This is a genomic window from Leucobacter komagatae (assembly GCF_000834055.1).
Lineage (GTDB): Bacteria > Actinomycetota > Actinomycetes > Actinomycetales > Microbacteriaceae > Leucobacter > Leucobacter komagatae_A.
This window is the reverse complement of the sequence record NZ_JXSQ01000005.1, coordinates 71928-96202: the sequence shown is the minus strand read 5'-3', so window position 1 is coordinate 96202 and position 24275 is coordinate 71928. Positions and strand designations below refer to the sequence as shown.

At 63.7% G+C, this 24275-nt stretch carries 24 protein-coding genes, 1 tRNA gene and 1 other RNA gene; 22 read left to right on the top strand and 4 right to left on the bottom strand.

Annotated elements, in window-relative coordinates:
- The 13 genes from SD72_RS05730 (at position 1) to SD72_RS17315 (ending at position 13834) form a co-directional block, all read left to right on the top strand.
- On the top strand, positions 1-681 hold the full coding sequence (locus SD72_RS05730) for a hypothetical protein (RefSeq protein ID WP_052492502.1): 681 nt from the start codon (positions 1-3) through the stop codon (positions 679-681).
- Between the two features lie 73 nt (positions 682-754).
- Positions 755-2311, top strand: a complete 1557-nt coding sequence (locus SD72_RS05725) for a M23 family metallopeptidase (RefSeq protein WP_042543554.1) — start codon at positions 755-757, stop codon at positions 2309-2311.
- Positions 2312-2316: 5 nt separating this feature from the next.
- A complete protein-coding gene (locus tag SD72_RS05720) occupies positions 2317-2583 on the top strand; it encodes a DUF6112 family protein (protein WP_042543482.1) in 267 nt (88 codons plus the stop codon).
- Between the two features lie 177 nt (positions 2584-2760).
- Positions 2761-3033 carry a DUF6112 family protein gene (locus SD72_RS05715; RefSeq protein WP_042543553.1) on the top strand — a complete coding sequence of 91 codons (273 nt, stop codon included), beginning with the start codon at positions 2761-2763 and terminating at the stop codon, positions 3031-3033.
- A gap of 42 nt (positions 3034-3075) precedes the next feature.
- Positions 3076-4482: a conjugal transfer protein TrbL gene (locus SD72_RS05710; RefSeq protein WP_042543481.1), complete on the top strand. Its 1407-nt coding sequence runs from the start codon at positions 3076-3078 to the stop codon at positions 4480-4482.
- Positions 4483-4488: 6 nt separating this feature from the next.
- Positions 4489-5964, top strand: a complete 1476-nt coding sequence (locus SD72_RS05705) for an SCO6880 family protein (RefSeq protein WP_042543552.1) — start codon at positions 4489-4491, stop codon at positions 5962-5964.
- A gap of 96 nt (positions 5965-6060) precedes the next feature.
- The gene (locus SD72_RS05700) at positions 6061-6831 is read left to right on the top strand and encodes a hypothetical protein (RefSeq protein WP_042543480.1); all 771 of its coding nucleotides are present in this window, start codon (positions 6061-6063) and stop codon (positions 6829-6831) included.
- A complete protein-coding gene (locus tag SD72_RS05695; protein ID WP_042543479.1) occupies positions 6828-8318 on the top strand; it encodes an ATP-binding protein in 1491 nt (496 codons plus the stop codon). The genes SD72_RS05700 and SD72_RS05695 overlap by 4 nt, the downstream gene beginning before the upstream one ends.
- Positions 8315-8866 (top strand): hypothetical protein, encoded by a 552-nt coding sequence (locus tag SD72_RS05690; RefSeq protein WP_042543478.1) that lies wholly within the window; start codon positions 8315-8317, stop codon positions 8864-8866. Before SD72_RS05695 ends, SD72_RS05690 begins: the two co-directional genes overlap by 4 nt.
- Entirely contained in the window at positions 8863-10632 is a 1770-nt protein-coding gene (locus SD72_RS05685) for a type IV secretory system conjugative DNA transfer family protein (RefSeq protein ID WP_042543477.1), read from the top strand. The genes SD72_RS05690 and SD72_RS05685 overlap by 4 nt, the downstream gene beginning before the upstream one ends.
- A gap of 93 nt (positions 10633-10725) precedes the next feature.
- Positions 10726-11187, top strand: a complete 462-nt coding sequence (locus tag SD72_RS05680; RefSeq protein ID WP_042543476.1) for a single-stranded DNA-binding protein — start codon at positions 10726-10728, stop codon at positions 11185-11187.
- A gap of 10 nt (positions 11188-11197) precedes the next feature.
- Positions 11198-11761 (top strand): hypothetical protein, encoded by a 564-nt coding sequence (locus SD72_RS05675; protein WP_042543475.1) that lies wholly within the window; start codon positions 11198-11200, stop codon positions 11759-11761.
- Positions 11762-11995: 234 nt separating this feature from the next.
- Positions 11996-13834, top strand: coding sequence for a recombinase family protein (locus tag SD72_RS17315; protein ID WP_332307493.1), 1839 nt, complete (start codon positions 11996-11998; stop codon positions 13832-13834).
- On the opposite strand, the gene SD72_RS05660 is transcribed toward SD72_RS17315, so the two are convergent.
- A tRNA-Val gene (locus tag SD72_RS05660) sits at positions 13791-13866 on the bottom strand. The two genes, SD72_RS17315 and SD72_RS05660, sit on opposite strands and share 44 nt — an antisense overlap.
- 245 nt (positions 13867-14111) lie before the next feature.
- Between SD72_RS05660 and SD72_RS05655 the strand changes: the two genes are divergently transcribed.
- Entirely contained in the window at positions 14112-15155 is a 1044-nt protein-coding gene (locus SD72_RS05655) for a DUF998 domain-containing protein (protein WP_157000474.1), read from the top strand.
- Positions 15156-15201: 46 nt separating this feature from the next.
- A complete protein-coding gene (locus SD72_RS05650) occupies positions 15202-15693 on the top strand; it encodes a flavin reductase family protein (RefSeq protein ID WP_042543472.1) in 492 nt (163 codons plus the stop codon).
- Between the two features lie 85 nt (positions 15694-15778).
- On the opposite strand, the gene SD72_RS05645 is transcribed toward SD72_RS05650, so the two are convergent.
- Genes SD72_RS05645 through SD72_RS05635 form a run of 3 tightly spaced genes read right to left on the bottom strand, consistent with a single transcriptional unit; the run spans position 15779 to position 18772 of the window.
- On the bottom strand, positions 15779-16432 hold the full coding sequence (locus SD72_RS05645) for an MBL fold metallo-hydrolase (RefSeq protein ID WP_042543471.1): 654 nt from the start codon (positions 16430-16432) through the stop codon (positions 15779-15781).
- Between the two features lie 8 nt (positions 16433-16440).
- Positions 16441-17292, bottom strand: coding sequence for a universal stress protein (locus tag SD72_RS05640; protein ID WP_042543470.1), 852 nt, complete (start codon positions 17290-17292; stop codon positions 16441-16443).
- A 40-nt stretch (positions 17293-17332) separates the two neighbouring features.
- Entirely contained in the window at positions 17333-18772 is a 1440-nt protein-coding gene (locus tag SD72_RS05635; protein ID WP_042543469.1) for a glyceraldehyde-3-phosphate dehydrogenase, read from the bottom strand.
- 240 nt (positions 18773-19012) lie between these two features.
- Between SD72_RS05635 and SD72_RS05630 the strand changes: the two genes are divergently transcribed.
- From SD72_RS05630 to SD72_RS05605, 7 genes are all read left to right on the top strand, one after another.
- Positions 19013-19921: a MetQ/NlpA family ABC transporter substrate-binding protein gene (locus SD72_RS05630; RefSeq protein WP_042543468.1), complete on the top strand. Its 909-nt coding sequence runs from the start codon at positions 19013-19015 to the stop codon at positions 19919-19921.
- A gap of 117 nt (positions 19922-20038) precedes the next feature.
- A complete protein-coding gene (locus SD72_RS05625) occupies positions 20039-21067 on the top strand; it encodes a methionine ABC transporter ATP-binding protein (RefSeq protein ID WP_042543467.1) in 1029 nt (342 codons plus the stop codon).
- Positions 21067-21726, top strand: coding sequence for a methionine ABC transporter permease (locus tag SD72_RS05620; protein WP_042543466.1), 660 nt, complete (start codon positions 21067-21069; stop codon positions 21724-21726). Before SD72_RS05625 ends, SD72_RS05620 begins: the two co-directional genes overlap by 1 nt.
- A 9-nt stretch (positions 21727-21735) precedes the next feature.
- Entirely contained in the window at positions 21736-22587 is an 852-nt protein-coding gene (locus SD72_RS05615; RefSeq protein ID WP_042543465.1) for a Nif3-like dinuclear metal center hexameric protein, read from the top strand.
- Between the two features lie 9 nt (positions 22588-22596).
- Positions 22597-23328 carry a zinc ribbon domain-containing protein gene (locus SD72_RS05610; protein WP_042543464.1) on the top strand — a complete coding sequence of 244 codons (732 nt, stop codon included), beginning with the start codon at positions 22597-22599 and terminating at the stop codon, positions 23326-23328.
- Between the two features lie 59 nt (positions 23329-23387).
- Positions 23388-23766: RNase P RNA component class A (gene rnpB, locus SD72_RS16850), an RNA gene on the top strand.
- Between the two features lie 161 nt (positions 23767-23927).
- On the top strand, positions 23928-24248 hold the full coding sequence (locus tag SD72_RS05605) for a hypothetical protein (protein WP_042543463.1): 321 nt from the start codon (positions 23928-23930) through the stop codon (positions 24246-24248).
- Positions 24249-24275 lie beyond the last annotated feature (27 nt).

Sequence of the window (24275 nt, the reverse complement as noted above, 5' to 3'; positions counted from 1 at the left end):
ATGAACTCTTCTGCTACGTCGAAGCATCGCCGCATCCTCATCGCCGCTATCGCAGGAACCCTCGTCCTGTTGGTGCTTGTCGGGATCGGTGTCTACGGACTGATCCGTGGCCCCCACACCACCGCTCCCGGTACCGATGACACCAACCAGACGGACACCGCCACACCCACTCCGCGGCCACCAGCTACGCAGGCAGTACCGCACCCGATTCGCGAGACCACTCGTCCCGAACTGTTCGCCAGCGATGTCGCAACGGCACTGCTCACGTGGGATACAACCAGCGGCTACCAGTCCTCGGAATACGCGCAGATCATTGTCGATGTCGGTGACCCCTCAGGGATTGAAACTGCGGGTCTTGCCGCCGACATACGTGCATACCTTCCCTCGCCCGAACAATGGACGCAGCTGCGCACCCACCAAACATCCCAGTGGCTCACGATCGACGAACTTTTTGTGCCCGAGGCGTGGGCCGACGCCGAAGCCCAGGCTGCACCGGGGCAGCTGCTGCCCGGCACGACTGCTTTTACCGTGACCGGTATTCGGCATCGTTCGGGGTATTGGGGTGAGAACCCGGTCGAGACGGAACGTCCGGTGGCGTTCACGATGTTCATCACCTGCCAGCCCACTTTTGACCATTGCCGTCTGCTGCGGCTGTCCCGCGTCGACGCACCCCTGGACTGAAGGCGGGTGAACTGCCGTGCGTAAAATTCTTATCACTCTCGTCATCGCGGCCGTGTGTTTCGGACCCGCCGCCATGCTCCTGGGTATCGGGCTGGTCATGAATCCCGCCGCGCACGCCTCCTGCCTTCCCGGCATGTCCTTGTCGGTAGGGCCGATCCCGGACTCACTAGAGGTGAGAACGAAGAACGGGGAACGGTTCACACTGAACCGCACGCAACTCACGCATGCGGCCACGATCATCACCATCGGCGGGCAGACCGACGGCATCAACACCCGTGGGGTGACGATCGCGCTGATGGCAGCGCTCACCGAATCAACCCTCCGCCAACTCGCGAACACCGGCACCTACCCAGAATCCGGGGACTATCCAAACGATGGCAACGGCTCCGACCACGATTCTCTCGGCTTGTTTCAGATGCGCCCACAGGCCGGGTGGGGCACGGTCGCAGACCTCATGGACACCACCTATCAAGCCCGAGCGTTCTACGGCGGACCAGCAGGGTCGAACTATCCGTCACCGCGCGGATTGCTCGACATTCCCGGCTGGCAGCAGATGGACATGGGCGAAGCCGCCCAAGCAGTCGAAGTGAGCGCCTACCCCGACCGATACCAGAACTATCAACCGGTCGCCGAAGCGATCCTCACCGCCCTCACCCGCCCCACCAACGGCAGCGGCGGAAACAGCGGCAGTGTGCCGGAAACGAGCCGCATCGTGTTCCCGCTCCCCGCGGGGACGTGGACGAAAACCAGTCCCTGGGGGTGGCGATCAGACCCGTTCACCGGGGAACGCTCCTTCCACGCCGGCTCCGACTACGGGGCCGCCGACGGCACCCCGATCTATGCCGCCGCCGACGGGCACGTGCTCGTCGCCGAGTTCACCGGCGGCTACGGCGGGCTGATCGTCATCGAGCACACAGTACGTGGCCAAGCGCTCCGCACCGCATATGCGCACATGTGGGCACACGGTATCCACGTCACCCCCGGCCAGACCGTCACCGCGGGAACCCACATCGGTGATGTGGGTTCCTCTGGCCGCTCCACCGGAGCCCACCTGCACTTTGAGGTCCGCCCTGGCAGCACCGGTGGTGACACGGTTGATGCCGACACTTGGCTAGCCGAGCACGGCGCAACCGAAGCCGACGGCACCGCTACTCCTGGTCCCGGCTGCGCCGCCGGTGGAGATGCCCCCGCACCTGGCGGCTTGACCGGTGACCCCGATGCGATGGTGGACGACCCCACGAGCAGCGGGCAGATCACTGTGCGCATGTCCCACGTTATGACCCAAACCCGCGCAGCTTTCCCTGACACGGGGTGGGGCTGCTACTCGCCGCGCCCCGGCACCACATCCGAGCATCCGCTCGGTCGTGCATGTGATGTGACGTTCGGAAACAGCATCGGCCAAGCCGCCACCGGGACCGCGCTGGAAAACGGGTGGGCGGTCACCAACTGGCTCAAGACCCATGCCGAAGCCCTCGGGGTGGAGTACCTGATCTGGCAGGGCCAAATCTGGTCCCTCGCCCAAGACGCCCAAGGGTGGCGGCCCTATAACGGTGGCGGCATGCACAATCCCGCTGACGTCACCGGCGGCCACTTCGACCACCTCCACATCACCGTCAAACAAGGAGCCTGAACCCCATGGATGTGTTTCCTGATTTCGGTGGCGTCGGCGGCGCAAACGATCTCCAAGCCGTGATCGGCGCACTGCTGACGTTCGTGCTCATCATCGCCGTACTCATGCTCATCGTCTGCGGGGTCACGTGGGCGATCGCCACCGCGAACGGCCACCACGGCGCAGCTGCCAAAGCCCGCATCGGTGCCTGGACCGCGCTCGGTGCCGCAATCCTCGCCGGTGGCGCAGTTACCTGGGTGAACTGGCTCATCAGCCTCGGCTCCACCCTCTAACCACACTCAACACATTCTGACGCCCGTCCCATTTCATTTGGTGCGGGCGTTCTGGGTGACCGGGGTGCACCTGCCCTGGGAGAAGCGCTGTGCTTCCCACGAACTAAAGGAGCCACCGTCGTGAACACCCTCACCATCCTCACCGAAACCGCACCTGTCTTGTCGACGCTGCTGCCGATGCAGATCGATATCGACCCCAACAGTTCCGGCCTTCCTGGGATCAACCAGCTGCGCACTATCGTCGGTGCGGTCATGACCGTCGGCCTCATCCTCAGCGTGTTGGCGCTGATCGTGTCGGCGATCGTGTGGGGTTTCGGCGCGAACTCCTCAAACCCGCACCTGGCCGGGCGCGGGAAAGTCGGCGTCCTCGTCTCCTGCGGTGCGGCGATCATCTGCGGTGCCTCGGTGACGTTGATCAACTTCTTCTGGACCGTCGGCCAGTCCGTCTAAACCCACCCGTCTCGAATCAAATTCTGTAGGGAGTGATGTGCGGTGGGTGTATGCGATGTCCCCATCATCTCAACGGTCTGCGACGTCGCCGGTGAAGCGGCAGCCACACTGGTGTCAGCCCCGTTCGACTGGCTCGCCCAAGCCATGGGTGCCGCCGCTGGTTGGCTGTTCGAAGCCGTCTGGTCCGTGTTCGACACCACCACGCTCGTGGACGTGTCCGAGCCGGGCTATATCGGGGTCTATAACGTGCTGTTCGGGGTGGCGGTGTTCATCATGTTGATCTTCTTCTGCCTGCAACTGATCACCGGCCTCATCCGCCGCGACCCCACCGCCCTCACCCGTGCCGCGCTTGGCCTTGCCAAAGCCGTCCTCGGCTCATTTGTTGCTATCGGTATCACCGGCCTGTTGTTGGAGGTCACCGACCAATTGAGCGTCGGCATTGTGCAAGCCACTGGGAACACGATGGAAGGTATGGGCGACCGTATCGCCCTGCTCGCGGCGGGCCTGGTCGGTATCAACATCGCCGCCCCGGGCGTGGGTGCGATCATCACGATCTTCCTTGCAGGACTTGCCATCAGTGCGGCAGCGATCGTCTGGTTCAGCCTGCTGGTACGAAAGGCGCTGCTGTTGGTGGCGATCGTGTTCGCCCCCATCGCTTTGTCGGGGGCATCGTGGGATGCGACGAAGGGCTGGTTCTCCAAATGGGCGGCGTTCGTGATTGCGTTGATCGCCTCGAAGCTTGTGCTGGTGGTGATCTTCCTCGTCGCGATTACCCAAGTGTCTGCACCGATTGAAGCGGACCTGGCCTCCATCAGTGACCCCATTGCGGGCATCGTGCTGATGTTCATCGCCGCATTCGCCCCCTACATGGCGTACAAGTTCATTTCCTTCGTCGGCTTCGATATGTACCACGCGATGTCCAGTGAACAAGAAGCTAAATCAGCGATGAACCGCCCCGTGCCCACACCTTCCAAGCCCGCAGGTGAGGGACCCAAGAAGGTCCTCGATGACGCCTCCGGTAGCAAAGGTGCAGGTGCTGGCGGGAGCGCGACCCCGAAGACTTCGACCGCGGCTCCTGCGACAACCGGAGCCGGAACCTCAATAGGTGGTGCCGCCGCTGGTGGCGCATCGGCGGGTGCAGGTGGAAGTGCCGGGGCTGGCGCTGGGGCAAGTGCTGGAGGTGCGGCGGCTGCTGGTCCTGCTGCCGCAGCGGTCGTTGGCGCGCAGGTCGTCAAGGGGGCCGCAACCGCCGGTCCCAAGGCAGGGTCTGCCATCGGCGGTCAGGCCGAAGCGCACGCGGGAGCTGCGCAAGACACGCCCGCACCCTCGTCGACACCGAACACCCCAGCAGCGCCCACGCCGCCATCACGCAGCGCACCCCCGACCCCCAATGCACCGTCAAAACCTGCGACCCCACCGCCACCATCGACGCCGAAGCCGAAAGAGTGAGTGATCATGGCCCGTAAACATGACCGAGATTCGACACGGAACGAGTACGAGTTATCGCCGGTGAAGTTCTCCCGCCTCACCCGCCGCGGCATCCTGCTCGGGCTCTCCTTGTCGCAACTCATCACCCTCGCGGTCGCGGTGCTATCTGTGGTGGGGGCGCTCTATGCAGGGGGCGGTATTCTCCTCACCTACTCCGCCCCCATCTGGCTGGCATGTGCGGTGTTGACGTGGGTGCCCGCAGGCGGCCGGAAACTCATCGAATGGGTGCCAGTCACCTTCCGGTGGGCCTGGCGCGTGACCGGCGGGCACCTCATCTATCGCCGCCGCGTGGTCAAACCCCGCCCGGCCGGGACCCTTGCCCTCCCTGGGGATGCGGCAGCGCTTCGGGAGTATATGGACCCTGAAACTGAGGCCGCGATGATCCACGACCCGCACCAGCACACCCTGACGGCGGTGATCGGCTTGTCACATCCAGCGTTCGTGCTCCTTGACCCAGGCGAGCAGGAACGCCGCGTCACCGCCTGGGGCAGAGTCCTTGCCACAACGTGTCGATCCGGCAGGATCGCCCGCCTCCAAGTGTTGGAACGCACGCTGCCCGACTCCGGCACCGGCCTCGCCGAATGGTGGGACGCTCACGGGGACGCCGACGGGTCTTGGGCCGCGACCACCTATCAAGAACTCATTGAACGAGCTGGCCCTGCTGGGGAACGTCACGCCACCACGTTGTCTCTCGCGCTGGATATGAAAACCGCGGCCCGCCAGATCAGAACCGCTGGCGGCGGGCTTCGTGGTGCCGCGGCGGTGCTCAGGCAGGAGATGACCACGCTCGTCGCCGCGCTGCGTACTGCTGACCTCACCGCCAGTGCCTGGCTCACCCCGGGTGAAGTCGCCGTCATCCTCCGGTCTGCATATGATCCGGCAATCGCCGCCACGCTGGAACGGCACGGCGATCTCGGTCGGGACCTGGCTACCGCTGGACCGGTCGCCGTCACTGAAGCCTGGGATCAGCTGCGCTCAGACTCCGCCCATCACGCGGTGTTGTGGATCAGCGAATGGCCGCGCTCTTTGGTGTATCCGGGATTCTTGGCACCGGTGTTGCTGTCGACGGGGATTCACCGGTCGTTCTCGCTGATCTGCACCCCGATCCGCTCGGACCAGGCCGCTCGCGATATTCGCAAGAAGAAGACCGAACACATCAGCGATGCCGCCCAACGACAAAAGATCGGGCAGATCGAAGACGCCGGGCAAACCGCCGAATACCACGACGTGCTCCAACAGGAAGCGGACCTGACCGCGGGGCACGGCATCCTGCGCTACACCGGCCTCATCAACATTTCCGCCCCCAGCACCGACGAACTCGAAGCCGCGGTCTCTGCCGTGGAACAGGCCGCGATCCAAGCGTCGTGTGAGACGCGACGACTCGTCGGTCAGCAGGCCGCCGCGTTCACCGTCGCCGCCCTACCGCTGGCTCGAACGGTCTGACCTGAGCAGTACGTGCTGTGCCCTCTTCCGCCTTCTGGGTTGAGGGGCACACCTGTTTGACGACCCATCACTTTGTCACGCAGAAAGGCACCCGCCATGCCCACCTTCAACGATCCCATCCACGACGCCGAAGAAGCCTCCCAGGCCTTGCGCGGTCTCGCGCACGCCACCCGTTCCTTCGATGACCCTGCCGACACGTACGCGGTGATCGGTGACCTCCTCGGTGGTGCACGTTCGCTCCGGCAGGTTCTGGACCAGCTGGCCCGCACGCATCTCACCCATCAGAACCGTGCCTTTGACGATGCCGGTAACCCACAGGTAGGCGCGCAGACAGCATTGGATGCCGCTGACGCGTTGCATCAGGCCGCCACGTTGCTCGATGCCGTTGATACGCATCTCGACGCCGCTTCCCAAGCCTCCGGAAAAATTGCGTGGCACCCCGCTAGTGCTCCCGAACCGGCGCACCGATTTGTGTCCGTGGTGTTTCTCCAAGGTGAGGAAGCAGACCGCGTGCTCGATCTGATCGGGGCCGACGGCGCGGATGCTGCGATCGATCACCTCGCCGGTTGGGACTACGGCGAGGAGACCACGCAAGCGGCACTCGTCAACGGGTACGTCTACGACACGCCACCGACCGGGGCACTCGATAGCACCGCCGAGCAGGGTGAGTACGTGCTGACCTACAACAAAGATTTGGGGCACGTCAGCCTCCTCCGTTCCTTCAGCCCCGAACCAGAACCTGCGGTATCGGAGATCGAAGCGGTCGGTCGTGATGCTCGTATCACCGACCGTGCGGATGCATTCGCGAACCCGTTTCGTTCCACCGCGGTGGCGGCAGTGATTCAGAATCGGGGGCTGGGGCTGTGAACCGGAACGAGGAACGCCTCCATACCTCCGTGCTTGTTGGTCCCGAGGGCGAACGACGCAAACACCGCCGAGCCCGTAAACAGGCGGCCACCGCGATCCACACCGCAGCACACCAAACAGGCCGCACAGAAGCGAAAACCAGAGTTGCTGCCGAGCGTGAAGAGCGCCGCAACACCCACTACCTGCCCAGTGCAGGTGAACCAGGCTCTGCGGCGCTGCGAACCCCGGGCCGGTTCCGTCTGCCCCGTCATCAAGATACTTCCGCCGCATTGGCTGGGGCCTACCCTTTTCTGGCTGAGAGTGGGCTCGGATCGCAGGGTGTGTTCGTGGGCCAGGATCTCTACTCCGGTGGCTCATTCGTGTATGACCCGTGGGTGCTCTACAAGCAGGGCCTCATCACCGCCCCCAACGTGGTGCTGGCAGGCATCGTCGGCTCTGGCAAGTCATCGCTCGCGAAAAGCTTGTATACCCGCTCGATACCGTTCGGGCGGCGCGTCTATGTGCCCGGTGACCCGAAAGGTGAACACACTGCGGTCGCCGAAATGGTCGGCGGGAAAGCCATTGTCCTGGGCCATGGGCTGCGCAATCGGTTGAACCCGCTTGATGAAGGGCACCGCCCCTCCGGTCTCACGGACTTTGAGTGGACGACCCAGGTGGCGTCTCGTCGGAGGAATCTCATTGGTGCGCTGGCGGCGACCGTGCTGGAACGTTCGCTCTCTCCGTTGGAACACACCGCCATCGATGTTGCGCTCACGGCTGTCGTCACCTCCAATGATGTGCCGATCCTGCCGATGGTCGTGGACCGCATCCTGACCCCTGATCCGGCGGATGACGAGGATGGCCGGTTGGCCGAAGATGGGCGACTGGTCGGCCACGCCTTGCGACGGCTGGTCGCCGGTGATCTCCAAGGTCTCTTCGATGGCCCGTCCACGGTGACGTTCGACCCGTCACTGCCGATGATCAGTCTCGATCTGTCGCGGGTCGCGGAGAACAGCACCCTGGTGTCGGTGCTGATGACCTGCTCCAGTGCCTGGATGGAATCAGCGCTCATGGACCCCAATGGCGGCCAGCGGTGGGTGATCTACGATGAAGCCTGGCGGCTCATGTCCCATCCAGCGTTATTGAAGCGGATGGATGCGCAATGGCGGATGGCCCGGCATTACGGGATCGCGAACATGCTGATCTTCCATAAACTCACCGACCTCGACAATGTCGGCGATTCAGGTTCCGCGATGCGCGCCCTTGCTAGTTCATTGCTCGCGAACGCGGAAACAAGGATTATTTACCGGCAAGAATCCGACCAGCTCGGCGTCACCGCCCGCACCCTGGGACTCACGGGTACCGAACAAAAGCTCCTCCCCGGCCTTGGCACCGGGCAAGGGCTCTGGCGCATCAAAGACCGTTCCTTCGTCATCCAACACCAATTGCATCCCGACGAGCTGGCCGCGTTCGACACCACCACCCGTATGACCGGTGGTGCCAAATGAACGCACCGAAACGCCACCACGCCAAGCGAGCCTCCGTTCAAGGGTCGGCGGCTGAGTCTGGGGCTCCGGTTCTGCTTCCGCACGTCATCGTCACCGTCAACACCGATGGGACCCTGACCGTCATGATCGACGGGGAACCCTTCGTCCCGGAGCCGTTTGCTCCGCCGTGGCGACGCACCAGCTTTGGCACGCTCATTGACCGGATCAGCGATCAACGCCGCACGCCAGTACGCGTCGAGGTTCGCGAGACCGACGGTAGTGTGTTCACCGACATCATCACCCCCGCAAAGAAACACCCCACCGAACCAGACCCGGTGCCGCAAGCCCCGAAACTGGTGGCTCGTCCCGAGTTGTTCGAAGTCACCGCTGATGGATTCGTGCCCGGTGAGGATGTCGCCGTTGCGATCATCATCACTCACACCGACGCCGCCCACACCGGCATCGCTCGGGCGCTGCTGGAAGCCACCCAACTCGATGCGTCACCCACCGGTGAAGTCGTGTTATTGGGACGAGTCTCGGGCACGTACGAGATCGTGAGCCGACGATGAACCGGCCAGGATCAACGACGATTGGCGATGGGATCGCGAATCTCGGCATCGGCCTCCTCATCAGTGCTGCCGCTCTCGCAGCTGTGCTCCGGACAGCGGGCTCGGTCGCCGCGTTCCTCACCCGTGCTTCGCAACCGGAAGCCGGAATCACCGCCGGACTCATGGTGCTCCTGAATCCCACAGACCCGGCTACAGCGCTCGACGCCGCCGGGTTGCATCCCGTGGCATATTGGGTCACCACGGGCTTAATGCTGACCATCATCGCAGTGAGCGCGTGGTGGATATGGGCGAAGCTCCGCGACCACGCACGCCACGCCCACACCGACCCACGCAGGTTGGAAGGTACCGCCACCAGCGGTGAAGTTGCCCGGGTCGCATCTGATAAAGCACTGATCAAACGCGCTTCAACGCTTCGTCCCTCACTTGATGCCCCGAATCCATCCGATGTCGGTTACCTGCTCGGGCAGTCACGAGGCAAACGGGTTTGGGCGAGTGTGGAAGACTCGATCCTGCTAGTCGGGCCACCCCGCTCCGGCAAGGGCCTGCATGTCGTGATCAACGCGATCTTGGACGCTCCGGGCGCGGTCGTGACGACCTCGACCAGGCCGGATAACCTCACCGCCACGCTCAAAGCACGAAAACGTATCGGCCCGGTCGCGGTGTTCGATCCGCAGCGGCTTGCCGAAGGCCTCCCCGCTGGGCTGCGCTGGTCACCGGTGCGCGGGTGTGAGGACCCGTTGACGGCGATGATCCGCGCCACCGGACTCGCCTCCGGCACCGGACTCTCGTCTGGCGGCGTCGAGGGGGGCGGGTTCTGGGAAGGCAAAACCCGCACGGCCCTCCAAGCCCTCCTGCACGCCGCAGCGCTCGATAACCGTCCACCGGCCGAGTTGTTCCGGTGGACGCTCGATCCCACCGCCGCAGCCGAAGCCGTCGCAATCCTCACCGGCTCCACCCGTGCCGCCGCCGGATGGGCCGAATCACTAGAAGCGATGATCGACGCCGACCCGCGCACCCGCGACTCAATCTGGCAAGGCGTGTCCCTCGCCCTTGCCGCTCTGGCTGATCCGCGCGTGCTCGATGCGGTGTCACCTGGTCCGGGAGAAGACTTTGACCCTGAAACCTTCCTCACCGATTCGGGCACGCTCTACTTGCTCGCGACCGGTGCCGGAGCAGGCGCATCGTCTGCGCTGGTTGCAGCGCTCGTAGAAGACCTCGTTGAAACTGCCCGCCGCCTGGCGGCTCGTTCTGCCGGTGCTCGCCTCGACCCACCGGTGCTGCTCGCGTTGGATGAGATCGGCAACCTGGCACCGCTGCCGTCTCTGCCGACGTTGATGGCCGAAGGTGGCGGCACCGGTATCACGACCATGCCGGTGCTGCAATCGTTGGCGCAGGCGCGCGATAAGTGGGGCGAGAACGCGGCGAACGCGATCTGGGATGCTGCCATCGTGAAGATCATTCTCGGCGGAGCCTCCAACAGCCGAGATCTCCAAGACTTGTCCACGCTGATCGGCGAACGTGACGAATACACCGACTCCACCACCATCGGCGATCACGGCACCCGCTCCAACCAGCGCTCCATCCGCCGCGTCCCGATCCTGCCACCCGACCGGCTCCGCACCCTGCCGTTCGGCACCGGCCTCACGATGCTCCGCAGCGCGCCACCGATAGTCACCAACCTCCGGTCCTGGGTAACGCGTCAGGACGCGAAAACGCTGCGTGCTGATCGAACCGAGATCGAAGCCCTCCTGCACCAACGCCTGTAATCCGATCAACTACGGGGAGCCAACGCGCACCTGTCTGGCACAAGGCGGTCCTCAAGCCGTGAGCCGCCGCTGAACTGTCAGGAGGACAGTCCGATGGCCATGCAGACGCAGCAATCATTCTCCGGCTTTATCGCTTCGGAACCACAGCTGACCTATACCGAGAAAGGTGATGCCCGACTATTCGTCAAGGTGGGCAAGGAGCATTACCGGCAAGAACAAGGTGGATCGTTCACCGAGCTGGAGCCGACGTTTCACAATCTTGTGGCGTTCAAGGCTGCTGCTGAACAGGGGCACGCTCGCCTCGCGAAGGGCGACCGGTTCATCGCAGAAGGTTTCGTTCGCGAATACACCTACGAACGTGACGGGCAGACCGTCGAGGGTGAAGAATTCACGGCTCTAAGAATCGGTCACGACATGGCCCGCACCCGATACGAGGTCGATCGCACACCGCGAGGCAAGGCAGCCGGACTAGAAGTGGCTTCCCGTGACGCATCCGCATTCGACCCTCCCACTCACTCACCCCTCGGAGCGTCCTCAGCCGGTCTCGGCATCTGAGGCGATCACCATGAGCGACTACGAAATTGGACCCGACGAAATCGACGTTGACGATCTCGGTAAAGACACCTTTGATGCCCACTCGGAGCCACCACATCCGGTCAACTGGAACCTCTTGAGCGCTGATGACCTGGAAGCAGAATGGCTCGAACTCAACCGATGGGTGGACTGGCTCCGGGTGACGTATGGTCTTCCAGCATCCGTGATTCCGCCATTCTGGCACCATCATCCTGAACTTGTGTGGGAACTCTCAGCGCTGCATCTCCATTGGCTTTGTGCCTACGACCCTGAACAAAACGGCTCCGCACCCCTTGGCTGGCATAGAGACTTTGTCGACGCAAGGCAGCGACTTCGGGACTGGGTGAGTGCATCGGGTACGCGGTTGGATCGTGACCGCCCTACCCGGCAAACCACTTGGCCAGGTGAGGAACCGGCCCCGCAAGTTGAAGATGTCGTCATCACGGACCGCGTTGACGAGTTCGTGGAGTTTGTACTTGCGGAAGTGAACAAACGACGCGCTCAAGAAGAGGCGTTCTACAGCACACTCGACCCCGAAGCGGGTGAAGTTTCATGAACGCTCATGATCCACAGCTTCCGGCAAGGATGCGCAATTACCAGGTACAAGCGGAGTTCCGGGAGGCCCCTGACCTTCATCGCCTTGCGCAAGTATTCATCGGCATGGCGCTTGCCCGCACCAAGCAGACACCCGCCAGTTCCGACCCCTCCCGCAGCGAGTCTGGAAGCCGTCAGCCCGGTGAGATAGAATCAGAGACGTAAGAAGCTAGCGGCCAGGTCTTTCGGCTTGACCGTGGTGCGCAGTCCTGTTTGGCCCATCGTGGCTTACCCGGCTGGCTCCGTTGAGAGTCATCCGGGTCATGTTTCCGTTTACGAGTCGCACCGCACGAGCGGTACTGACCGCTCGTGTTGGCCCCACCTATGGGGAGAGGAAACACGACCCGTGAGCACCACTCAGCAACCTGCTATCACCGACCTCAACCGCATCGGCGAGACCACAGCCATCGCGGTCTCATACTTGCGCGTCTCCACGAAGGAGCAAGCCGAACGTGGAGGTCGAGACGAAGGCTTCTCCATACCCGCGCAGCGCGAAGCGAACCTACGCAAGGCCCGTGACCTTGGCGCGATCGTGGTCGAAGAGTTCGTCGACGCCGGTGAATCCGCTCGGAAGGCAGACCGACCCGAACTCATGCGGATGATCGAGTACGTCAAAACCAACCACGTGGCCTACTGCATCGTGCATAAGGTTGACCGTCTCGCTCGTAACCGTGCCGATGACGTTGCGATCCATGTTGCCCTCAAAGACGCCGGGGTGATGCTGGTGTCGGCAACCGAGAACATTGACGAGACACCATCGGGGATGCTGCTCCACGGCATCATGTCCACCATCGCCGAGTTCTACTCCCGCAACCTCGCCAACGAAGTTTCTAAAGGCATGAGCCAAAAAGCGATGACGGGTGGCACCAACGGGAAAGCGCCCATTGGATATCTCAACGTGACCACGCGCGATGAACTTGGCCGCGAGCTGCGCATCGTTGAACCTGACCCCACGCGTGCTGACATAGTGAAGTGGGCGTTCGAGGCATACGCGACAGGCAACTACTCAACTGCAATGCTCCGCGAAGCGCTCATCGACCGGGGCCTCACTACACCGCCCACACCGAAACGACCAGCACGGCCACCCGCGCTATCAACGGTGCAGAAAATGCTCTCCAACCCGTACTACAAGGGCAGCGTGTCGTTTCGGGGTGCCACCTACGACGGCATCCACGAACCACTCGTCGGCCCCGAAGTCTGGTACCGAGTCCGAGCAGTGCTCGGCGCGAAGCAAGTATCCGGTGAGAAAACCCAAACCCACGATCACTACCTCAAAGGCACCGTGTTCTGCGGTGAGTGCGGCTCCCGACTCATGGTGACCAACGCCAAGAGCCGCCGTGGCGTCATCTACCCGTACTTCATCTGTGCCGGTCGTCACGCCAAACGCACCAACTGTGAACGCAAAGCAATGTATGTGCCTGATGTTGAAGCCGCAATCGAGGACTACTACCGGCGCATCCAAATCCCTGAGCCCACCATTGCTGCACTCCGTAGCCTCATCACGGCGCAGTTCTCTCAGCTCCACGCCACCGTGAAGCAAGAACGCAACGCACACGTGCTCGAACGCGACGATCTCCAGGCAGAGCGTTCCAAACCTCTGCAAGCCCACTACGCGGGGGCAGTGCCGATTGATCTGCTCAAGTCAGAGCAGGATCGAATCGGGAGACGACTGGCGTTTCTCGAAGCCCAAATCGAAGCCGGTGATGTCGAGTATGAACTGGCAAGTGCCCACCTTGATGACTGCCTCGCACTGGCCAAGGACTGCTACAAGCTATACATGAGCATCGATGACTCGCTGCGGCGCATCGCCAACCAAGCCTTCTTCGACAAGCTCTACCTCAGCGAGGAAGGCACTGTCATCGGTGAGCCGGGGGAACCGTTCAACGCATTCTTCGACCCTGGCGTGCAGACGATAGCGACCCGCCACGATGGGCGGGCCGCTGAGTCGAGGTCTCAAACCGGTAATGTCGCCGGTTTAAACAACGACCTTCTGGTGGGCCCGGCCGGGATCGAACCGACGACATCCACGGTGTAAACGTGGCGCTCTACCAGCTGAGCTACAGGCCCTCCGTTCGCGAAAGCGAACTCGATCAGTCTAGTGTGGAATCGCGCTGCAAACGAATCCGGGAGCGCGCGTGTTGCTTCGATCGAATGGAGACTGCGTGTCCGCGTTCCCGCCGCAGGGCTTACCACCATTGCCATCCCAGCCAGCTCCAGGTGTCGAGCACGGTGCGACACGCCGGATGAGCCCGGCTGGGCGCGGAGGAGGGGCCGGGCGTGGCGCAGCGCGCGTCGGGGGCAGCGATTCGGCGGTGATCGAGTCGCGTGCGACGCAGCTCGCTGTCGTCTCGTTTGTCGTGACGGGCGCACTCACCGCGATACTGATGACCGGAACCCGGTTGCCGCTCTCCGGCAGCGGTTCGCTCGGAGGGCTCGCAGCTTGGTGCGCTGCTGCCGGGGCTGGGCTCGCCTTCGCTATTTCCTTTCTCGTCGAAGCGAGCAGGGGCAGCGATGCGTGGCGGAGCGAGCTGCCGAGGGCGAAGCGCGTGTTCGACGTCGCAGCTCTCACCCTCGGCACAGGAATGCTCGCGTACCTCGCAATCACGGCGATCGCCGCGCTATTCGGCCTCGGATTCCGCGGGTTGACGGTCGATCCGCTCGGTGGCGGGGTGTTGGCCGGCGCTGCTGCTGCGGCGATGACCTACGCCGCAGCGCTCGCAGGCTCCCGCACCACCTCCGAGTCGATTGCGCTGCTTGCGACTGCGCAGTTGTTTATCGGGACGATGGCGAGCATGGTGAGCTCGCCAGATGCCTCCTGGTGGCAGCTGCATTTCTCGCAACTCGGCAATGAGGGTGGCACGACCGGTTACCGGTTCAATGTCTCGCTCATCGTGACGGGGTTTCTGCTGACCGTACTCGCGAACTACATCGGGCATGACGTGCGCACGGGGTTGCGGGCGCGCGGGCGGGACGACGTCCGTCTCGTGCGCACCCTGTGTTGGCTCTTTGCGGGGATCGGCATGTGCATGGCTATCGCGGGCTCGGTGCCGGATGCGGAAAACATCTTCTTGCACGTTGGGTCGGCGTCGGGCATGCTCGTCTTGTTTGGGGTGTTCGTTTCCGTCGCGCTGCGGCGGATCCCCGGCGTGCCACGTGATCTTGTCGTGTTCTCACTCATCGTCGTGATTGGCATTGTTATCGCCGTGCTGCTGTGGATCCCCTTCGGGTACTACAACCTCACGGGCACGGAGTTCATGGCTGCGAGCCTGCTGTTTGCGTGGCTGATGGTGTTCGTGCGCACTATTAGCGCGTATGCGGAGCAGGGAATAGACCCGGAGCACGGCGGGTTGGGGTAGGTGGCGCGAGGACCGCGCGTACAGAGCATGACAGTGGAGAGCATCGATGAACGAGTTTGAAGCAGGAGACGCGCTGAAGCGTGCATTTCGCGATCACCCGGCGGGCGTCGGTCTCATCACGGCGCAAACGCCGGAGGGTCCCGTGGGCCTCACGGTGTCGAGCGTCGCGTCTGTCGCGGTGGATCCACCGGCGCTGTCCTTCTCCGTCACCCGCGCCACGGGCAGTGCGGGCGGCGTGCTCCGAGCCGACTCCTTCATTGTTCACCTGCTCGATGCGCGGCACGCAGACATCGCGCAGACGTTCGCGGTCTCCGGTACCGAGCGATTCACGCAGGAGCAGGGGTGGGAGATGCTGCCATCGGGGGAGCCGCTGCTGCGCGACGTCCGCGTCGCCCTTCGCTGCCGCTCGCTGCACCAGCTTGAGGTCGGCTCATCAGTCATCGTTGTCGCAGGCGTGCTGGACGCCCACTTCGGCGAAGCGCATGAGCCCATGAGCTACATCGACAGGGAGTTTCGCCACCTCGGCGACAAGATCTAGTCGGGCGCGTGGCGGCGACGCCGGGGAGATAGTTAGGGGCCGAGCGGCAATGCCGCCCGGCCCCTAACTGTTGCTCGGTGCTGCGTTACCAGCCCCGCTCAATCCATGCCTTGTACTGAGGCGCCTCTGCGCCGATCGTCGTCGCAGAACCGTGGCCGGGAAGAACCGTCGTGACCGCTGGCAGCGTGAGCAGCCGTGAGTTGATGGACTCAATGATCTGCGGAAAGTCCGAGTAGTCCCAGCGGGTAGCTCCCGGGCCGCCTTCGAAGAGGGTGTCACCGGAAAAGAGCGTCGCGATGCCGCCCGCGTACACGGAGACAGAGCCAGGCGTGTGGCCCGGGGTGTGGATCGTGACCAGCTCCATGCCCCCGACCGAGAACACGGCCCCATCGGCGAGCTCGAAGTCAGGCAGCCGCTCAGTCCCATGGGTCTCCTCCCACAGGAAGAGGTCGGCGGGGTGCAGGTACAGGTGAGTGTCGAGTCTGTCAGCTAGCGCGATCGCCGCATTGACGTGATCCTCATGCCCGTGTGTGAGCAGAATACCGAGCGGGTCGCGTTCGCCGACTGCGCGAGCGACCGTTTCGGCGTCGTGTGCGGCATCAATGATGAGCGCACTGCTCGCGTCGCCAACGACGAAGACATTGTTCTCGATCGGCACACCCTCGGGCGGGTACTCGGGCCTACCGGCTCCGAGTACCCCAGAGGTGACGACTCGTTGAATGTGGAAATCGCCACTCATTCCAGCGGTTACTCCGCGCGCGTGACGACGGTCGTGCACGGCAGCGAGTTGAGCACGCCGTGGCTGACCGAACCGAGCAGGAGGCGGGAGATTCCGCCGCGCCCGCGGCTTCCGACAACAACCATTTCGGCGGTTTCGGCGACCTGCAGGAGTGCGGTGACGGGGGGAGCCTGCACGATCTCGCGGCGCACCTCGAGATCGGGGTAGCGCTCAGCGAGGCCGGCAGTGCCAATCGCGATGGACTCCTCGGCCGCGGATTGCTGAGCGGTAACGAGCTCCTCGCTCCACAGGTATTCCAGGCCAGGGGTGAGCGGTGGCATCCAGGCGTACACTGCGATGAGTGGCACGCCACGGAAGGAAGCTTCCTCTGCGGCAAACCCGATCGCACGCTTCGAGGCGTCAGAACCGTCGACGCCGACGACGACGCCGGAGCCGGTGGATCCCTGCTCCGCCGGGATGACCGCGACGGGGCAGTGCGCCACAGCGGCGACCTTCACTGCTCGGGTACCGAACACGGAGCCAGCGAACTTTCCGCCCGAGTGCGCGCCGAGGACGAGCAGGTCGGCGTGCTTCGACGCCGCCTCGACCTCAGCGATCGGGTGACCGACGACCGCGGTGCCCGTGATCTCGCCGGTGAAGCCCAGCTCAGTTCTTGCGCGCTCGATCTCGTGCGCGAGCATCTGCTCTGAGGCTGCCTGCGCTTCAGAGAGGAACGCAACACTCTCAGACAGGAAGGAATCGTCAGCGACGTGGATGAGTTCGACAGCCGCTCCGCGATCAGCCGCGCGATTGAGGCCCCATTTGAGAGCCGCTCGGCTGCGCTCGGATCCGTCAACTCCGATGAGGTATTTCTCAGACATGGCGAGTTCCTTCCTGTTCTGGTGGGTGTACTGCTTCAGGCTACTTGGAGAGCTCGGGAAGTTGCAGAGGATGGCCCCCTGCGAGCTGCTCGATGATGCGAACCACCTGGCAGCTGTAACCGTACTCGTTGTCGTACCAGACGTACAGCACTGCGCTCGAACCCGTGACGATTGTCGCGAGGCCGTCAACGATGCCAGCGCGGTTCGAGCCGACGAAGTCTGTCGACACGATCTCGGGCGACTCGACGAAGTCGATCTGGGTGCGCAGGTGTCCCGTGAGTGAGACCTGCTCGAGGAGCGCGTTGAGTTCCTCGGCTGAGGTCTCCTTCTCGAGCTGGAGGTTGAGCACGGCCATCGACACGTTCGGTGTTGGAACGCGAATCGCGTTGCCGGTGAGCTTGCCCTCGAACTCGGGGAGCGCCTTGGCGACGGCCTTTGCTGCGCCGGTCTCGGTGAGCACCATGTTCAGAGCAGCGGAACGACCGCGGCGGTCGCCCGAGTGGAAGTTATCGATGAGGTTCTGATCGTTGGTGTACGAGTGCACGGTTTCGACGTGGCCGTGCTTCACCCCGAATGTGTCGTTCATGACCTTGAGCACGGGTGTGATCGCGTTGGTCGTGCACGAGGCTGCGGAGAGAATCGTGTCAGCGTCGGTGATCTTGTCGTTGTTCACGCCGTAGACGACGTTGAGCAGATCGCCCTTGCCCGGTGCGGTGAGCACCACGCGTGAGATGCCGGTGTTCTCGAGGTGCTGGCTAAGGCCCTCGGCATCGCGCCAGCGGCCCGTGTTGTCGACGAGGATCGCGTCCTCGATGCCGTAGCTCGTGTAGTCAACGTCAGCGGGATCGTTTGAGTAGATGACCTGGATGCGTACGCCGTTGGCGAGAATGACGTTCTCGTCCTCGAGTACCTTGATGATGCCGTTGAAGGGACCGTGCACCGAGTCGCGGCGCAGCAGGTTCGCCCGCTTGATGAGGTCCTTCTCGCCGTTCTTGCGGACGACGATCGCGCGAAGGTTCAGGCCGTTCTGGCTGCCAGCGTGCTCGATCATGATGCGGGCGAGCAGGCGGCCGATGCGCCCAAAGCCGTAGAGCACGACGTCACGGCCGGACGCTGGCTGCGCGCTCAGCGCCGGAGCGAGTTCGTCGCGGAGGTAGCTCTCGAGGTCGGTGGCGCCCGAATTGCGGAAGTCGTTGGCGAGCAGGGCTAGGTCGAGGGAGACCGGTCCTGGCTGGATCGCGGTGAGTGCCTCGACGATGGCGGAGGTCTCGGCGAGCGACAGCTCGGTGTCGTCGATCTTGCGTGCGTAGCCGTGCGCGCGGATGATGTCGATCGCGGAGCGTCCGATGAGGCTGCGGCCGTGTACGGACATCACGATGTCGTGATCGCGGTACAACTGACCGATGAGCGGAATCATCTGTTCCGCCAGTGCCTGCTTTGTGTTCCAGGCCTCGAGGTGGTCAGTGGTTGGCTGATTCATGTGGACCGACGGTTCCTTCCGCTTTGCTCAGGGCGCCGATGTGATCCGCCCCCGACTCGCTAAATGATTCGCTTTCAGTATCCCATGTGCGTGACGCAATGTGACGGTCCGATTGGGGGATTTGGCTCGTTGGGCGCAGGATTGTCTAGTAACGGGCGGCACATAGTGATTCGTGCCAATGCGCAAGATTCCTGCCACCAGCCTGACCAAACAGTTGCAAACATGACGAAAAGGAACCCCATGTCTTTGAAGAAGCGCGGCGTTATCGCCGCATCCATCGCGGCACTCGCCATCGCGGCAACTGCACTCACCGGCTGCGCATCGGAAGCGCCGGCGAACAGCGAGGGCGAGACGAGCGAAGGCCCCGTGCGCATCGGTGTCGTTCCCGGCGGGCAGCCCTACTGGGAGGTCTTCGTCGACGAGGCTGCGAAGGAAGGCATCGAGGTCGAGATCGTCGACTTCAACGACTACCCCCAGCCGAACCCGGCACTCTCGGCCGGCGACCTCGACCTGAACCAGTTCCAGCACATCATCTACCTCGCGAACCACAATGTAGAGGCGAACGACGACCTCGTAGCCCTCGGCTCGACCGTGGTTTACCCGCTCAACGTCTTCTCCGATAAGTACGACGACATCAAGGACATCCCTGAGGGTGGCACCGTCGCGATCCCGAACGACGAGTCGAACCGCGCTCGCGCGCTCCTCGTGCTGCAGTCGCTTGGCCTCCTCGAGCTCAAGGACGGCGGAAGCCCGACTTCGGGCGTCGAAGACGTCATCGCCGACAAGTCACGTGTGAAGGTCACCGAGCTTGGTGCCGAACTCATCCCGGCCTCGCTTCCCGACGTCGATGCTGGTGTCATCAACAACGACTACGTTGAGCCCGCAGGCCTTGACTTCGCAGACTCCCTCGGTTCGGACAGCGCAGAGGATCCTGCAGTAGCGCCGTACACGAACATCTTCGCGGCGCGCGCGGAAGACAAGGACAACGAGACCTACCTGAAGCTCGTTGAGATCTACCAGACCAACGAGAAGGTCCAGGCCGCGCTCAAGGACTACGTCGGTGACGGCGCTGTGCTCGTGAAGCTGCCGCAGTCGGAGCTCGCAGAGATCCTCACCCAGGCAGAGGACGACTACCGCGCGGGCAAGTAGCCCCCACCCGTAGGTGTCTCTGGCGTCGGTTCTTCCGCGCCAGAGATCACCTTCGTTCGTTCGGCGGCCGAGGCCGCACACCACCGCTCTCCCCACTAGCAAGTAAGCTCGTAACTCATGACCCGCGTTGAACTCCACTCGGTCGGCAAGCGCTACCCAGCGCGCGGCCGATCCGGCACCGAAACGATCGCCATTGACGATGTCAGCCTCGAGGTCGCATCGGGTGAAATCCACGCCGTCATCGGCTACTCGGGTGCGGGCAAGAGCACCTTGCTCAGGCTCGTCAACGGCCTCGAACGCGCCACCAGTGGGCGCGTGATCATCGACGGCGAAGACATCACCGGGTACTCGGAATCCCAGCTGCGTGCCGTGCGTTCACGCATCGGCATGATATTCCAGCAGTTCAACCTCTTCCACTCGAAAACCGTTGCCAAAAACGTTGAGTATCCGCTCGTCGTCGCCGGTGTCCCGCGCGCCGAGCGGCAGAACCGGGTGCGAGAACTGCTCGACTTCGTTGGGCTCTCAGACCACGCCGGATTCCACATCGAACAACTCTCCGGTGGGCAGAAGCAGCGCGTCGGGATTGCGCGGGCGCTCGCTACAAACCCCGGGCTCCTCCTCGCAGACGAGGCAACCAGCGCGCTCGATCCAGACACCTCCCGCGAGGTGCTGCAGCTCCTCAGCCGCGTGAACCGCGAGCTCGGCATCACGATCCTGCTCATCACCCACGAGATGGATGTCGTGCGAGAGATCGCGCAGCGCGTAACCGTCATGGACCGCGGAACCGCCGTGGAACAGGGCGAGGTCTTCGAGGTGTTCTCGAACCCGCAGGCCGACACGACGCGCCGCTTCGTCTCGACCGCACTGCCAACCGAGCCAAACGCCGAGCACCTCCGCGAACTCCGCGAGAAGCACCGGGGCAAGCTCGTCTCGCTCACCTTCCGTGACGGCGGCGCGGACCAGCCCGTTGTGTTCCAGACCCTCGCTGATCGCGGTGTCGGCGTGAGTATCGTGCACGGCGGCATCACCGAGGTCGGTGGCCGGTCCTTCGGCAAGCTCACACTCGAACTCATCGGCGAGGGGCTGCAGGTCGAGCACGCGATCGCCGCCCTCGCCCAGCACGCCGAGTTGGAGGTACTCGCATAATGGATCGCCTGATCGAACTCCTCCCAGCGCTCGGCCAAGCCACGCTGGAGACCCTCACGTATGTCGGCCTCGCGATGCTCATTGGCGGCGCCGTCGGCCTCGTCATGGGCGTGCTACTCACGACGACCCGCGCGGGCGGCCTGCTCGAGAACAAGCCGACCTACTGGGTGCTCAACGTGCTCGTGAACTTCTTCCGGCCCATCCCGTTCATCATCCTCGTAGTCGGGCTCATGCCCCTCGCTAGGGTCATCACAGGAACCGGCATCGGCGATCCCGCGCTGATTTTCACGCTGATCTTCGCGGCATCGTTCGGCATCGCCCGGCTCGTCGAACAGAACCTCCTCACCGTGCCGCCAGGGCAGATCGAGGCCGCGCGCGCGATGGGGGCTGGCCCGCTCCGGATCATCGCAACCGTGCTCATCCCAGAGGGGCTCGGCCCACTCGTGCTCGGCTACACCTTCGCGTTCATCGCCGTCGTCGACATGTCAGCGATGGCGGGAGCCGTCGGCGCTGGCGGCCTTGGTGACTTCGCGCTGAAGTACGGCTTCAGGCAGTTCAACCCCTGGGTGACCTGGTCCGCCGTGCTGCTCATCATCGTGCTCGTGCAGCTCGCTCAGCTCGTCGGAAACCTCGTGTCGAGGCGGCTCCTCCGGCGCTAACCTCGAAGCATGACTACGTTCACGCTCGCAGACCTCACACGCGCGACCGAGGAGATGTGGCCGACCGACACCGCGGAATCGTGGGATCGGGTCGGCCTCGTCTCCGGCCGCAACGATGCCAAGCTGCGCCGCGTACTGCTCGCTGTCGACGCGGTCCGCACGACCGTCGAAGAGGCCGTCGAGTGGGATGCCGACGCGCTCATCACGCACCACCCGCTGCTGCTCCGCGGGATCCACACCGTTGCCGAGGACACGGGCAAGGGGGCGCTCCTCGCCTCGCTCATCCGCGCGGACTGCGCACTCATCGCCGCGCACACGAACGCGGACCAGCCGGCCGGAGGCGTCTCCGACGTCATCGCGAAGCGGCTCGGCCTCGTTGACGCCACGCCCATCGTCCCGCTCGCGCAAGACAGCGCGGTCGGCATCGGCCGTGTGGGTGCGCTCCCCGAAGCAGTGAGCCTGCGCGACTTCGCCGAGCGGGTTGTCGGGATACTCCCGGCGACGGTGAGCGGTGTCCGGGTCGCGGGTGATCCTCTGCGGAAGATCGCGACCGTCGCATTGCTTGGGGGAGCAGGGGACAGCCTGCTCGACCACCCCACCGTGCGCGCAGCTGACGTGTACCTCACCTCTGACCTCAGGCATCACCCCGCGCAGGAGGCGCTCGAACAATCGGCCGTGTCGGGCGGCCCAGCGCTCGTGGATGTCGCCCACTGGGCGAGCGAATCGCTCTGGCTGGAGGGCGCTGCGGCCGCGCTCAGCGAGCGGTTGCCCGGCGTCGAGTTCCGCGTGAGCGGGATCCGCACAGACGCATGGAGTTTTTCTGTGGGGGCGCGCCCGGAAGGGCAGCCGGACGCAGAGTAAGCTGGGGGTATGAAGGCCACACCCCGCCAGCAGCTCCTGCTGCTCGACCTCCAGCAGCTCGACCACACGCTCGCGCGCCTGCGCAAGCGCAGCGAGCAGCTGCCAGAACGCGCCGAACTCACGGCGCTCGAGGCGGAACGCGAGGACGTGCGCAACACCTACATGGACGCGCAGCGCGAGCTCGACGCGCGCAGGCTCGAACTCTCACGCATCGAATCCGATGTTGAGGTCGTTGAGCAGCGTGAGAAGCGTGACCACGAAATGCTCGCAGTGAGCACGTCAAGCAAGGAAGCCGTCGCGCTGCAGTCCGAACTAGATGCGCTCGGGCGGCGAAAGAATGAGCTCGAGGAGCGCCAGCTCGAAGCGATGGAGGTTGCGGAGGCAGCCGAAGCCGTGTTCGCGGAGGCCGAGCAGGTGCTTGCCGGTGTCGAAGAACGCCGCGCTGCGATTAACGCGCGGATCGCCGACGCCGAGGCGGAGACCGCGCGTGACCGCGCCGCCGCCGAAACAGAGCGCGCAGGCCTCTCCGCCGAGGTGCAGGGCGACCTGCTCGCGCTCTACGAGAAGACCCGAGCGCAGGTGGGAATCGGAGCGGCGAAGCTCCGCGGGAACGTGTCAGAGGCAAGCGGCATGGCGCTCAGCCCCGCAGACCTCAGCACAATCACGAACACACCACACGACGAGGTCGTCTTCTGCCCGGAGACCGGCGCGATCCTCGTCCGCGTCATCGAAGAGCAGTAGCCCTTCTCGCCGCGCTATGGTCTCACCCGCCGGCTTCCGGCGCTAGACTAGAACACGGAATGGGCCGGTGGACGGTTGCGTCGCGTGTCGCTTGCGACATCGCGCCGAGGAACGTCCGGGCTCCGCAGGGGAGAACGGTGGGTAACGCCCACCCGGGGTAACCCGCGAGAAAGTGCAACAGAGAGTAGACCGCCTGCCGTGGTTCGCCGTGGCCGGTAAGGCTGAAAGGGTGGGGTAAGAGCCCACCGGCGTTCGTGGTAACACGGGCGGCCAGGTAAACCTCGTTCGGAGCAAGGCCAGACAGCAGACGATGACGCGCCCCGCCGAGTCTGCGGGTGGGCTGCTAGAGGGTACTGGCAACAGTGCCCCGAGAGAGATAACCGTCTAAGTTGGCTTCGGCCAACGGGACAGAACCCGGCGTACAGCTGGCCCATTCCTTTCATTTCTCTCTTAGGCAGAGTGCCTCGATGGTGATATCTCCCGAGTTCCTTTGGCAGCTGGGTCGGTTTGGACCAATTCTGTGGCACACTATGGCCTAGATGAGCTGCTGCTTACTTTGAAGCGACCAGCGCCGGACGCAAAGAGGGGCGAACGAACATATGGGACTTGGCGACAACGAGCCGGATGAGAATGCCGAGCTTTTGATACCGATCAACCTGAGCCAAGAGGGAATTGCTCAATTCCGACGCTCAAATTTTCTGAACGCTGATACGCCCGATGACGAGGTAATTTGGCAAATGGAATTTGAAGCCCGAATGGACGAAATCGCCTACACGCCGTGGAAGGAACGGCACATGGGAGTTCTCGACGCCGGCAAAGCGGCCGAGTCGCGGAATAGCGCTGAACTCCCTGAGCTTTTGCAGCACATCTCTGTCGAACAAAAAAAAAGAGTACGCAGGGTGGCAGGCCATGTTCCGTGATGATGAAGCGGCAACCCGTGCGCGTAT